The sequence below is a fragment of the Aureimonas sp. SA4125 genome (assembly GCF_019973775.1).
Lineage (GTDB): Bacteria > Pseudomonadota > Alphaproteobacteria > Rhizobiales > Rhizobiaceae > Plantimonas.
Window position 1 is genome coordinate 623,033 of record NZ_AP025032.1, and the last position, 12,109, is coordinate 635,141.

Consider the following 12,109-nt stretch of genomic DNA (forward strand, 5'->3'; position numbering starts at 1 on the left):
ACGCAGCGTCTGCCACGCGCGGCCCTGCGCGCCACCCGAGTTTCGCAGAGAGGTGTCGATGGTCAGCAGAATCCGTTCCGATCAGACATTCGATGGCGCGGCCAGCCCGCGCGCGCCTCCAGTGCAATACTAACCTTTGTCAATGTTTCGAAAAGGCCAGCGCCGCGTGACGGAAGGCACTCGCGGAATTTCAGGGCCGGGTGGTGCCCGGACGAAGGATGTCTTCGAGATCGAGCGCGTTCTGCGTGGCTGCGCCATGCATGGTATTGTCGTAGATGATCCACACCTCGGCACCCGTTCCCGCGAGCAGTGCGGCATCAACGGACTGCCGTCGGATCGCGTCCGGGCTGTAGGGAGAATCGTAGATCCTTGGCGATCCGTGCAGCCGGAAGTAGGCGGTCCGGTTCCAGCCGCCGGGAACGGCGGCGGCAGGGATGCGCGCTGGATCTGCGGCGACGCGCGAAACGCGCTGACGGTCCAGCACGAGATCGACGTCGGCGGAAAACCAGCTGGCGTGCCGGGGCTCCAGGACCAGTTCCGCGCGAAGGACGCGGCTTGCCGCCTCGAAGACCCCCTCCGCAATGTCGCCGGGGAAGGCAAAGCTCGGGGGAAGCTGGACGAGGACCGGACCGAGCTTTTGTCCGAGACCGGCGATCTCATCGCCGAAACGCTCGACGAGCGGCATGCAGTCCCGCAGCCGACATTCGTGGGTAATCGCTTTCGGCAGCTTGACGCTGAAGCGGAAATCCGCCGGCACGCTGGCTGCCCATCGCTCATAGGTCGTGCGCCGATGCGGGCGGTAGAAGCTGCTGTTGATCTCCACGACAGGCAGCTGCGCGGCATACCGTTGGAGGTGCGTTCCGCCGGACGCGAGCCGCTCCGCGACCGCTGCAGGGAGCGACCAGCCGGCTGTACCCACGCGGATGATCGTCAACGGATACTCCTGACGGGTGATCCATGCCTCGGCAGTGGCCTTGCTCGCCCCGCACCAAAGCTGCCTACCACGGCCTGCAGATTTCGAGATGACGGGTCGCCCAGTCTCCAGGCTCCTTTGCCGCCGTGAGGGCGGCGGGGCTCCGTCAGGACTGCCGTGCCTGCGTGCCGTCGAACTCGCCGAAGGCGTCGCGGACGGTCTGAGCCAGCCCCTCGTCCTCCAGGTCGACCGAAACCTCGATCATACCGTTGAGGGCAGCATCGTCGCGGTCTTCCCGCGTCGGTTCCGCCGAGGCGTTGTCGGATCCTGATTCCTGCGTGCCGGCGGTATTCTGCGACCCTGCGGCCGTCACGAAAATATCCGTGCGTTCAATGCCGTGTTCCTGGACGAGCCGTTCGATCGCCATCTCGGCGTCGCGACGCGTCTCGAATTTCGCCTTCAGTGTCGTTCCCATCGCTGTCTCCTTCATGGGCTTCGGGTCGGCAACGGCCTTGGCCATGAATGGTTCAGGCGGGGATGACGTCGCGGCCAACCCATTGCCGGCCTCGTAGTCTCATCCGGCTGGATCCCTGTTCTGAGAAAGGCGGCAAAGCACCGGCGGCGACGCGGGTTGTCGCCCTTGTGCGTTCGAGGACCTTCTTGATACAGTCGGTTCAACAACGGAACCAAGGCGCAAGAGCCAGCCTCCACGGCCGTTCGGCGCCGGAGAGAAATAGTGAGCATCGATGAACGTCAGGGGAGACTGAATTCACCTTCGACCATGATCCCGGAAGATGCGGGATCCGATCGTTCCTCGGGGGGCGAACGGGGTGACCCCAGGGTGGAGCCACCGGCGATCACGCGACCGGCATCGCGTCCGGCCGATGCCGAGTCGGCGCGCGTGGCGGCCGCCGAGTCGGGCGAGCGGGCGGCGATGACGAAGCGGCAGCGCCGTCGTCGCCGCAAGGCCTCGGGCGGGCCGTTGCCGGCGGCGAGCGGAGCCTTGTCCGCAACGCCGCGTCCCGGCACGGCCGCCAAGCCGCCGCGGCGACGTCGCCGCAAGACGAGTGGCGAGAGCGTGCCCGTGGAAGCGGCAAGCGACCCGAAACGGGCCGCGATGGCGGAGGCGGAGGCCAGAACGGCGCCGCCCGCAGCGCAGCGCCTCGAGCCGTCCCCGCGGCCGATCGATCCGAGCGGCGATGGCGGGCGGCCACCGGTCTATGCCGCGCTCGACCTCGGCACCAACAACTGCCGCCTTCTCATTGCGGTGCCGACGCGGCCCGGACAGTTCCGGGTCATCGACGCGTTCTCGCGTATTGTCCGGCTCGGGGAGGGACTCGGACGCACCGGTCGGCTGGCCGGCCCGGCGATGGACAGGGCGATGGGCGCCCTGGCGATCTGCAGCCAGAAGCTCGCCGCCCGCCAGGTTGCCGGCGCTCGGCTGATCGCAACCGAGGCGTGCCGGGCGGCGGCGAACGGGGAGGAGTTCATCGAGCGCGTCGAGCGCGAGACGGGACTTGTTCTTGAGATCGTCAGCCGCGAATCCGAGGCGCGTCTGGCTGTCTCGGGCTGCGGCTCGCTGGTCGAGCGCACGGCCAAGGGCGCGGTGCTGTTCGATATCGGCGGGGGGTCGTCGGAGATCGCGCTGCTCGATCTCAGGGACGGCTATTCGCGCCGCCTGTCGAGCCACATCGTGGCCTGGACCTCGCTGCCGGTCGGCGTCGTTTCGCTGGCCGAGCGGCATGGCGGACGCGACGTGTCCCCAGCCTTGTTCGAGACGATGATCGGCGAGGTGATCGAGGGCATCGATGGCTTCAAGGGACGGCACGCGCTCGACGAACTCGTCGGCGGCGACAATTTTCACCTGCTCGGCACCTCCGGCACGGTGACGACGCTTGCCGGCGTGCATCTCGGGCTCGAGCGCTACGATCGTCGCCAGGTCGACGGTCTCTGGCTGGAAGATGCCGATGTGACCGAACTGGTGGGGCGCATCGCCGGCTGGAGTTTCGAGGAACGCGTCGCCAACCCTTGCATCGGCAGCGACCGTGCCGATCTGGTGCTGGCGGGTTGCGCCATCCTCGAGGCGATTCGCCGGGTCTGGCCGTCCAAGCGCCTGCGCGTTGCCGATCGCGGCCTGCGCGAGGGCCTACTCACCGAAATGATGGTCGCCGACGGGGTCTGGCGCAAAGGCGCGGCCGTGCGCCAGAAGGCAATGGCATGACGATGGATGTGACAATAGCGGGCAGGGCCTCGTGACCGGCGGCAGGGGCGACGACCGCGGCCTGACCGTTCGCGTCAAGAAGGGCAAGCTGAAGGCCTCCTCGCGCGCCTGGCTCGAGCGCCATCTCAACGACCCCTATGTCCGGCGGTCGAAGGCCGACGGCTATCGTTCGCGCGCCGCCTACAAGCTCACCGAGATCGACGACCGCTACAAGATCCTGAAGCGCGGCATGCGCGTCGTTGATCTGGGTGCCGCGCCCGGCGGCTGGACGCAGATCGCGGTGGAGCGCTGCGCCTCGGTGACGGCGGACTCGCGGGTCGCCGCCATCGACTATCTGCCGGTCGACCCGATCCCCGGCGCGACGCTCCTCCTCCTCGACTTCCTCGACGAGAGCGCCCCGCAAAAGCTCCTGGATTCGCTCGACGGGGCGCCCGACATCGTTCTCTCCGACATGGCCGCGCCGACGACCGGCCACCGCCGCACCGACCATTTGAAGACCATGTATCTCTGCGAGGTCGCCGCCGACTTCGCGATCCGCGTCCTGAAGCCGGGCGGCCATTTCCTGACCAAGACGTTCCAGGGCGGGACCGAGAACCAACTGCTGGCCATGCTGAAGCGGCATTTCACCAGCGTCCACCACGTCAAGCCGCCGGCAAGCCGCGAGGATTCGGTCGAGCTCTATCTCCTGGCCAAGGGCTTCAAGGGACGCCGGGACGAGGAAGCCGAAGGCGACGCCGCAACCGTGGCATTGGCCCCTTCCGAATAGACTTCGGCTGCGAGAGCGGACCCTCGCAGCTATTCCGCCGGAACGCGCTGGCCGGAGACTTCCGATCCCGCCATCTTGGGCAGGCGGATGAAGGCCAGCACCGCCATCATGGTGACGACGCCGACGATGAGAAACGCCAGCGAAAAGTCGGCGATCGTCGGCAGGCCCGTGCCGCCGAGCGCGATGCCGACCTCGAGAATGCCGCCGGCCAGCGCGACGCCCGTGGCGACCGACACCTGCTGGAAGGCCGCCAGCATCGAGGTCGCGTCACCGGCCCGGTTCGAGGGCACGTCGGCGAAGGCCAGCGTGTTGATCGACGTGAAGAACAGCGAGCGGAAGAAGCCGCCGACGAGGAGGAGCACGATCAGGACCGCGATCGGCGTGTCCGGCCGGTAGAAGGCCAGCATCGCCATGAGAGCGCCGCCGAGGAGCCCCGTCCCGATCAACGTGGCGCGGAAGCCGAAGCGGCGCAGGATCGGCTTGGCCAGGAACTTCATCATCATCGCGCCGCCGATCGAGACGGCGCTGATCATGCCGGATTCGAACGGCGTGTAGCCGAAGCCGAGCTGCAGCATCAGCGGAAACAGGAAGGGCACCGCGCCCGAGCCGACGCGGAAGATCGCCCCGCCGACGATGGCGGCCCTCAGCGTCTCGATCCGCAGCAGGCGCAACTCGACCACGGGCCTCTCGTGACGGGCCGCATGGCGGACATAGGCGAAGGCCGCCAAGCCGCCGAGCGCCGCCATGACGAGGCCGAAGGCCGGCGGCAGGGCCGGGAGCGAGATCACCGAAAAGCCGAAGACGACACCGGCGCAGGCAAGGCCGGAAAGGCCAAAACCCTTCCAGTCGAAGGTGATGCCCGGGATGCGTTCGACGAAGGGCAGGTACTTCGTCGCCAACAGGATTCCGGCGATGCCGATCGGCAGATTGATGATGAAGATCCAGCGCCAGTCGGCATAGGTCGCGATGGCGCCGCCGATCGGCGGCCCGACCAGCGGCCCGATGAGGGCGGGAATGGTGAACCAGGCCATGGCCGAGACGAGATCGGATTTCGGCACGGCGCGCACGAGAAGCAGCCGCCCGACGGGCGTCATCATCGCGCCGCCCATCCCCTGCAGGAAGCGCGCGGCGACGAAGGCCTCGAGCGAGCCGGCAAGCGCGCAGGCCAGCGACCCGACGACGAAGATGGCAATGGCGCAACGGAAGACCGTCTTCGCGCCGAAACGGTCGGCCATCCGCCCGGAGATCGGGATGAACACCGCCAGCGCGACATAGTAGCTCGTCAGCGCCAGCTTCAGCGCGATCGGGCTGGTCCCGATGTCGCGCGCGATGGTCGCAAGCGAGGTGGCAATGACCGTCGAATCCATGTTTTCCATGAAAAGCGCGACGGCAAGCACGATGGGCACGATGCGTTTCAAGGGGATCCGGCTGCGGCTGAAGACTTGCTAAGTTGGGCTTATCGCCGGGTTGGCGTCGCGCTGGAGATAGACCCTTTTCCTGAGCTTGGAAATCGTCCGGCGTCACTTCCCCGTGTTCGCGCTTGCCCATGAGCTGCAGCGGCACACCTCGGGATCTCGACAACCGCCCATCGCGATCCCTTCCCAGCCGACCGGACGCCGCCCTTTGCAACGCTCCGCCAGATCGGAACGATCGCGGGCACAATCGTGGAGACCAGGAATGACCGACACCCTTGCTGCCAGAGCGACCAACGGCCCGACGCGCCGCGCCGCGATGAAGCTCGCTGCCGGCACGGCCGCTGCGGGCATCATGTTGCCGACCCTTGCGCAAGCCCAGGAGTCCAAGCCGGCCGCTCCGGCGGCGAGTGCCGACGCTGTCCCTTCGGCCGCGACCGCTCTGACACCCGGCTGGCGCAGCGTGATGATCGGCGAGGCGCGCGTGACCACGGTGCTGGACGGCCTGCGCCCCGGCGACGGCCCCCATCCGATCTTCGGCGAGAACCAGAGCGCCGAGACCGTCGCCGCCCTCATGCGCGAGAATCTCCTGCCGGAGACCCGCTTTGCCAACGGCTTCATTCCCGTCGTCGTCGAGATCGCGGGATCGCGGGTGCTGTTCGACACGGGCTTCGGTGCCGGCGGGAGAGAGAACGGCATGGGACGCCTGACCGAGCGGTTGGCCGGGGCGGGCTATGCACCAGAGGATATCGACGTCGTCGTCCTGACGCACATGCACGGCGATCATATCGGCGGTCTGATGGAAGCGAATGCTCCCACCTTTGCCAATGCGCGCTATGTCGCCGGCCAGGTCGAGTACGATTTCTGGACCTCGGATGAAGCCAAGAACGGCCCCCGCGCCGCAAATGCCGAGATGGTCGCCAAGAACGTCGTGCCCCTGAAGGACAAGATGACATTCGTCGGCGAGGGCGCGGAAGTCGTGCCGGGAATCGTGGCGCACGAGGCCTTCGGCCATTCGCCGGGCCACCTCGTCTTCACGGTCGTCTCGTCAGGGCAGACCCTCTGGCTGACCGCCGACACCGCCAACCATTTCGTGGCGTCGCTGCAAAAGCCGGATTGGGAGGTGCGCTTCGACATGGACAAGGCCGCCGCCATCGCCACGCGACGGAAGATCTTCGACAAGATCGCGGCCGATCGCGTGCCCTTCATCGGCTACCACATGCCGTTCCCCGGCATCGGCTATGTCGAGACGATCGACGGCGGCTATCGCTTCGTTCCGCTGACCTATCAGCTCGACGTCTGAACTGCGCCCTAACGGGAGCACCCGATCTCGGACATGATGGCGAGAACGTCGGCGCGCGAGCGGCAGACGTTCTCGCAAGAAATACCGTCCCTGTCGCCAACGGCGCGGGGATGGCTCCCCGCGCACCATGCGATGACCGCCTCGCGGCCGTTTGCATGGCTCTTGCAACCCTGCGACGCCTTGCGACGTGGCGGCGAGGACGCCGATGGCCAGAAGGCATCGGGCAGGGGCTGCGAGGCTCACCACAGGGATGCTTTCCAGAATTCACACTGCGAATTGCCTAGGCCGCCATCCCGGAGCGCCGCAAGTTTGAGTTCCCGTTGATAAGCCGGGCTCGGCTTCCCTCCTAGGCGCTGCCGTGCTAGCAGCCCTTGCCAATCCTTCACCGCGGGCGGTCCTGACCGGACCCGGCGGTTTCTTTATTTTTGAGGACTGGCAAATGGCGCGCATCATCGAGACCGCCACCGGCGCAACGGCTCTCACCTTCGACGACGTGCTTCTCCTGCCCGGACACTCCGAGGTCATGCCCGGGCAGGCCGACGTGCGCACCCGCATCACCAAGACGCTGAAGCTGAACCTGCCGATCATCTCGGCGGCGATGGATACGGTGACCGAGGCCCAACTCGCCATCGCCATGGCGCAGGCCGGCGGCATCGGCGTCATCCATCGCAATCTGAGCCCCGAGGAGCAGGCCGAGGCCGTGCGGCAGGTGAAGAAGTTCGAGAGCGGCATGGTGGTCAATCCCGTCACCATCCACCCGAACGCGACGCTCGGCGACGCGCGGGCGCTGATGAACCTTCACCACATTTCGGGCATCCCCGTCGTCGCCAATGACGGCCCGATCCGCGGCCTCCTCGTCGGCATTCTGACGAATCGCGACGTGCGCTTTGCCACCGACGACAGCCAGCCGATCCATGAGCTGATGACCAGGGACAACCTGATCACCGTTCGCGAGAGCGTCGACCAGGCCGAGGCCAAGCGCCTCCTGCATCATCACCGCATCGAGAAGCTCGTCGTCGTCGACGATTCCAACCGCTGCATCGGCCTCATCACCGTCAAGGACATGGAGAAGACGCAGCTCAACCCCAACGCCTCCAAGGATGCGCAGGGGCGGCTCTTGGCGGCGGCGGCGACGAGCGTCGGGGACGACGGCTTCGAGCGGGCCGAGCGGCTGATCGATGCCGGCATCGATCTCATCGTCGTCGACACCGCGCACGGCCATTCGCAGCGCGTACTCGACGCGGTGGCACGGGTGAAGCGGATGTCGAACGAGGTCCAGGTGATCGCCGGCAATGTCGCGACCCCGTCCGGCACCAAGGCGCTCATCGACGCCGGCGCCGACGGCATCAAGGTCGGCATCGGTCCGGGATCGATCTGCACGACGCGGATCGTCGCCGGCGTCGGCATGCCGCAGCTCTCGGCCATCATGGGCGCCTGCGAGGAGGCGGACAAGGCAGGCATTCCGGTGATCGCCGACGGCGGCATCAAGTATTCCGGCGATCTCGCCAAGGCACTCGCGGCCGGCGCCTCGGCCGCGATGATCGGCTCGCTTCTCGCCGGTACCGACGAGAGCCCCGGCGAAGTCTATCTCTACCAGGGCCGCTCGTTCAAATCCTATCGCGGCATGGGCTCCGTCGGTGCCATGGCGCGCGGCTCGGCCGACCGCTATTTCCAGGCCGAGGTGCGCGACACGCTGAAGCTCGTGCCGGAAGGCATCGAGGGCCAGGTGCCCTTCAAGGGCCCGGTCTCCGCCGTCCTGCACCAGCTCGCCGGCGGCCTGCGCGCCGCCATGGGCTATGTCGGCGCGGCCAGCCTCGAGGATTTCCGCAACAAGGCGGAGTTCGTGCGCATCTCCAATGCCGGCCTGCGCGAAAGCCATGCGCATGACGTGACCATTACCCGGGAAAGCCCGAACTATCCGGGCTCCGGCCTCTAAAGCGGGATGGCTTTTCTTCGAATCGCCATCCCGCTTAAGTTCTTTGTTTCCGCATGATCTCTTTCCGAAAGCCGGAAGTCGCCTTTCGGGAGCATGCTCTAGGGAGCGCCGAGCGATGAACGGCAATATCGCCATCTTCTGGCCGGTGATCGTCCAGGCATTCCTGACGCTCGTCGTCTATGGCGTCGTGATCGTCCGCCGCCGCGCAGCCGTCGCGGCAGGCGAGACGCGGGTCGACGGCTTCCGCGTCCCGGCGGGGGAGCCGGCGAAGAGCGCGACCGCCGTGCGCAACCTGTCGAACCAGTTCGAACTTCCCGTGCTGTTCTTCGTCGTCTGCCTCGCGCTCTACATCACCAACGGCGCATCCTGGCTCGCCGTGGTCGCCGCCTGGGTGTTCGCCATCTCGCGCCTCGTCCACGCCGCGATCGATCTCGGGCCGAACACGATCGCACTGCGGATGCCGGCATTCGTCGTCGGCGTCGTGGCGGTCGCGGTGTTGTGGATCATCCTCGCGGTCCATGTCGCCAATGTCGGCGCAGTGATCCACAACGGTGTGTAAGCGCGCCGGCCGGGTCTATCGTCGGCTGTCCAGCCCTCCAGGATCAGCCGGCGCGCTGCAGAGCCGGGTTCATGCAGTCGCGGATGATGAGGGCGAGCGCCTCGAAATCCCGCCGGCGAGCCGTCGTCGGGCGGAAGGCGAGGGCGAGCGTGCGCGAGGGCGCGGGCTCCTCGAAGGGCAGGATGCGGATGCCGCCGCCCCGGCTCTCGGCTTCGACCGCCATCTCGGGAATGAGCGTCGCGCCGAGGCCGCCCGCCACCATGCGCAGGATCGTCGTCAGGCTCGTCGCGCCGAGGCTGGCGAGCTGGCTCGCCTCCACGAGTTCGCAGATCTTCAGCGCCTGGTCGCGCAGGCAATGGCCTTCCTCGAGCAGAATCAGTCTTTCTGCCGCCAGGGTCCCGATCGACACCGTGCCCACGAAACGGGCGCTGCCGATCGCTGGCACCGCCAGATGAAAGCGGTCTTCGAAGAGCTCTATCGATTCCAGCCCCGGCTCCTCCAGCGGCAGCGCCACGACGACGCCGTCGAGATCGCCCTGCAGCACGTCGCGCACCAGCGAGGCGGTGACGCTTTCGCGGATCTCGCAGTCGAGCCGCGGGTGATCGAGCGCCAGCCGCGGCAGCAGCGGCGGCAGGAGATAGGGGGCGACGGTGGCGATCAGGCCGAGCCGCAGTCTGCCGCCGAGCACCTCGCCATGGGCCGTGCCCAGTCCCTCGATGTCGCGAAAATCCGTCAGCAGTCGGCGCACCCGTCCGCGCAGCATCTCGCCGTCGGCGGTCAGCATCACGCCGGACGGCCGGCGCTCGAACAGGGGACCGCCGAATCCCTCCTCCATCGCCGCGATCTGTGCCGACAGCGCGGGTTGGCTGATGTTCATCTGGCGTGCCGCGCGCCCGAAATGCAGCGTGTCGGCAAGGGCCTCGAAATAGCGGAGCTGGCGAATGGTGAGCATCCCCATCACATAAACTGATCGGACGCCCTAGCAAATACGATTTGCGATTATCTCTCGCTTGGCCCATTTAGCTTGGAAACATTCCAGAGCGAGGTTACCCCCATGAGCGACAAGATTCTGACGACGACGGCCGGCGCGCCGGTTCCCGACAACCAGAATTCCTGGACCGCGGGCGAGCGTGGCCCGCTGCTCGTCCAAGACTACCAGCTCCTCGAGAAGCTGGCGCACCAGAACCGCGAGCGCCTTCCAGAGCGCGTCGTCCATGCCAAGGGCTGGGGCGCGCACGGCACGCTGAAGATCACCGGCGACATCTCGAAATACACCAAGGCCAAGGTCTTCCAGCCCGGCACCGAGACGCCGATGCTCGCACGATTCTCGACCGTCGCCGGCGAGATGGGCGCGGCCGACGCCGAGCGGGACGTGCGCGGCTTCGCGCTGAAGTTCTACACCGAGGAAGGCAACTGGGATCTCGTCGGCAACAACACCCCGGTGTTCTTCGTCCGCGACGCCTACAAGTTTCCCGACTTCATCCACACGCAGAAGCGCCACCCGAAGACCAACATGCGCTCGCCGACGGCGATGTGGGATTTCTGGTCGCTGAGCCCCGAGAGCCTGCACCAGGTGACGATCCTGATGTCGGACCGCGGCCTGCCGCAGACACCGATGAACATGAACGGCTACGGCAGCCACACCTTCTCGTTCTGGAACGATGCCGGCGAGCGCTACTGGGTGAAGTTCCACTTCAAGACCATGCAGGGCCACAAGCACTACACCAACGAGGAAGCCGACCAGATCATCGGCAAGACCCGCGAAAGCTATCAGGAAGCACTCTTCGGCGGCATCGAGAAGGGCGAATTCCCGCGCTGGAAGGTGCAGGTCCAGATCATGCCCGAAATGGACGCGGAGAAGACCTCCTACAATCCGTTCGACCTCACCAAGGTCTGGCCGCATTCGGACTATCCGCCGATCGACGTCGGCGTGATGGAATTGAACCGCAATGCCGACAACTATTTCGCCGAAATCGAGAACGCCGCCTTCTCGCCGTCGAACATTGTGCCCGGCATCGGTTTCTCGCCGGACAAGATGCTGCAGGCCCGCGTCTTCGCCTATGCCGACGCGCACCGCCACCGGCTCGGCACGCACTATGAGTCGATCCCGATCAACCGGCCGAAGAACGAGGTGCACCACTATCACCGCGACGGCCAGATGAACGTCTATGGCGGCATCAAGACCGGCAATCCGGACGCCTATTACGAGCCGAACTCGATGAACGGCCCGGTCGAGCAGCCCTCGGCCAAGGAGCCGCCGCTACGCATCCATGGCGACGCCGACCGCTACAACCACCGCATCGGCAATGACGATTACAGCCAGGTGACGGCCCTGTTCAATCTGTTCGACGATGGCCAGAAGGCGCGTCTCTTCGCCAACATCGCCGCGGCCATGTCCGGCATTCCGCAGGAGATCGCCGACCGCCAGCTGGCGCATTTCGACAAGGTCGATCCGGCCTATGGCGCCGGCGTGCGCATGGCGCGCCAGACCATGACCGGCCGCGAGCCGGCGATCTCGGTCACCCCACAGACGCCGCAGCAGGCCGCCGAATAGGCTTTACCTGCAATTGACAGAGTGAGCGAAGGCCGGGAGCGATCCCGGCCTTCGTCGTTTGCGCAGCGATTGTCGCGCCGACTGTCTGGACGTATGATCGGCGCGCCGACGACGGAGACCGCCGATGGGATCGAACTGGACGCTGAAGGACGCAGAAACCGAATTCGTGACGATCGCCGAGGCCGCGAAGGCCGGTGATCCGCAGCGTGTGACCATGCCGGGCGACGGCGCGGTCGTCGTCGTCTCGGCCGCCGACTACGACCGCCTGTCGAAACGCCCGAAGACGCTCGTCGAACACATCCTGGATTTTCCGAAACTGCCGGAGGACTCGCAGGACATGTTCGACAAGACCGAACCCTTTTTGATGGATATTCGCGAGATTGATTTCGACGAGTAAACGATGTTTCCGCTCGACACGATGGTCCTCTCCGAGACGGGAAAGCGG

General features: G+C 66.5%; 11 protein-coding genes. 7 read left to right on the top strand and 4 right to left on the bottom strand.

Going from position 1 to position 12,109, the window contains the following annotated elements:
* Window positions 1-190: 190 nt before the first annotated feature.
* Window positions 191-934, bottom strand: a complete 744-nt coding sequence (locus Sa4125_RS02810) for a DUF72 domain-containing protein (protein ID WP_224003442.1) — start codon at window positions 932-934, stop codon at window positions 191-193.
* A 145-nt stretch (window positions 935-1,079) separates the two neighbouring features.
* A complete protein-coding gene (locus tag Sa4125_RS02815) occupies window positions 1,080-1,388 on the bottom strand; it encodes a hypothetical protein (protein WP_224003450.1) in 309 nt (102 codons plus the stop codon).
* Between the two features lie 459 nt (window positions 1,389-1,847).
* On the opposite strand from Sa4125_RS02815, the gene Sa4125_RS02820 reads away from it, so the two are divergent.
* Window positions 1,848-3,134 carry a Ppx/GppA phosphatase family protein gene (locus tag Sa4125_RS02820; protein ID WP_224007471.1) on the top strand — a complete coding sequence of 429 codons (1,287 nt, stop codon included), beginning with the start codon at window positions 1,848-1,850 and terminating at the stop codon, window positions 3,132-3,134.
* A gap of 31 nt (window positions 3,135-3,165) precedes the next feature.
* Window positions 3,166-3,900 carry an RlmE family RNA methyltransferase gene (locus Sa4125_RS02825; protein ID WP_224003451.1) on the top strand — a complete coding sequence of 245 codons (735 nt, stop codon included), beginning with the start codon at window positions 3,166-3,168 and terminating at the stop codon, window positions 3,898-3,900.
* Between the two features lie 29 nt (window positions 3,901-3,929).
* Here Sa4125_RS02825 and Sa4125_RS02830 read toward each other — a convergent pair whose 3' ends face one another.
* The gene (locus Sa4125_RS02830; protein ID WP_224003453.1) at window positions 3,930-5,318 is read right to left on the bottom strand and encodes an MFS transporter; all 1,389 of its coding nucleotides are present in this window, start codon (window positions 5,316-5,318) and stop codon (window positions 3,930-3,932) included.
* A 313-nt stretch (window positions 5,319-5,631) separates the two neighbouring features.
* Here Sa4125_RS02830 and Sa4125_RS02835 point away from each other — a divergent pair, with 313 nt between their 5' ends.
* The 3 genes from Sa4125_RS02835 (at window position 5,632) to Sa4125_RS02845 (ending at window position 9,110) form a co-directional block, all read left to right on the top strand.
* Entirely contained in the window at window positions 5,632-6,615 is a 984-nt protein-coding gene (locus tag Sa4125_RS02835) for an MBL fold metallo-hydrolase (protein WP_224007474.1), read from the top strand.
* A gap of 439 nt (window positions 6,616-7,054) precedes the next feature.
* Entirely contained in the window at window positions 7,055-8,551 is a 1,497-nt protein-coding gene (gene guaB / locus Sa4125_RS02840) for an IMP dehydrogenase (RefSeq protein WP_224003454.1), read from the top strand.
* A 115-nt stretch (window positions 8,552-8,666) separates the two neighbouring features.
* Window positions 8,667-9,110: an MAPEG family protein gene (locus tag Sa4125_RS02845; protein WP_224003456.1), complete on the top strand. Its 444-nt coding sequence runs from the start codon at window positions 8,667-8,669 to the stop codon at window positions 9,108-9,110.
* Between the two features lie 43 nt (window positions 9,111-9,153).
* On the opposite strand, the gene Sa4125_RS02850 is transcribed toward Sa4125_RS02845, so the two are convergent.
* Window positions 9,154-10,062 (bottom strand): hydrogen peroxide-inducible genes activator, encoded by a 909-nt coding sequence (locus Sa4125_RS02850; RefSeq protein ID WP_224003459.1) that lies wholly within the window; start codon window positions 10,060-10,062, stop codon window positions 9,154-9,156.
* A gap of 102 nt (window positions 10,063-10,164) precedes the next feature.
* Between Sa4125_RS02850 and katA the strand changes: the two genes are divergently transcribed.
* Window positions 10,165-11,664 carry a catalase KatA gene (katA, locus tag Sa4125_RS02855; RefSeq protein WP_224003461.1) on the top strand — a complete coding sequence of 500 codons (1,500 nt, stop codon included), beginning with the start codon at window positions 10,165-10,167 and terminating at the stop codon, window positions 11,662-11,664.
* Between the two features lie 124 nt (window positions 11,665-11,788).
* Window positions 11,789-12,061 carry a type II toxin-antitoxin system prevent-host-death family antitoxin gene (locus Sa4125_RS02860; protein WP_224003463.1) on the top strand — a complete coding sequence of 91 codons (273 nt, stop codon included), beginning with the start codon at window positions 11,789-11,791 and terminating at the stop codon, window positions 12,059-12,061.
* Window positions 12,062-12,109 lie beyond the last annotated feature (48 nt).

Bases quoted from the DNA above. Each gene is read 5' to 3' on its own strand.
- Sa4125_RS02815 (WP_224003450.1), bottom strand. From the start codon at position 1,388: ATGGGAACGACACTGAAGGCGAAATTCGAGACGCGTCGCGACGCCGAG.
- Sa4125_RS02820 (WP_224007471.1), top strand. From the start codon at position 1,848: ATGACGAAGCGGCAGCGCCGTCGTCGCCGCAAGGCCTCGGGCGGGCCG.
- Sa4125_RS02835 (WP_224007474.1), top strand. From the start codon at position 5,632: ATGAAGCTCGCTGCCGGCACGGCCGCTGCGGGCATCATGTTGCCGACC.
- guaB (WP_224003454.1), top strand. From the start codon at position 7,055: ATGGCGCGCATCATCGAGACCGCCACCGGCGCAACGGCTCTCACCTTC.
- Sa4125_RS02845 (WP_224003456.1), top strand. From the start codon at position 8,667: ATGAACGGCAATATCGCCATCTTCTGGCCGGTGATCGTCCAGGCATTC.
- Sa4125_RS02850 (WP_224003459.1), bottom strand. From the start codon at position 10,062: ATGCTCACCATTCGCCAGCTCCGCTATTTCGAGGCCCTTGCCGACACG.
- katA (WP_224003461.1), top strand. From the start codon at position 10,165: ATGAGCGACAAGATTCTGACGACGACGGCCGGCGCGCCGGTTCCCGAC.
- Sa4125_RS02860 (WP_224003463.1), top strand. From the start codon at position 11,789: ATGGGATCGAACTGGACGCTGAAGGACGCAGAAACCGAATTCGTGACG.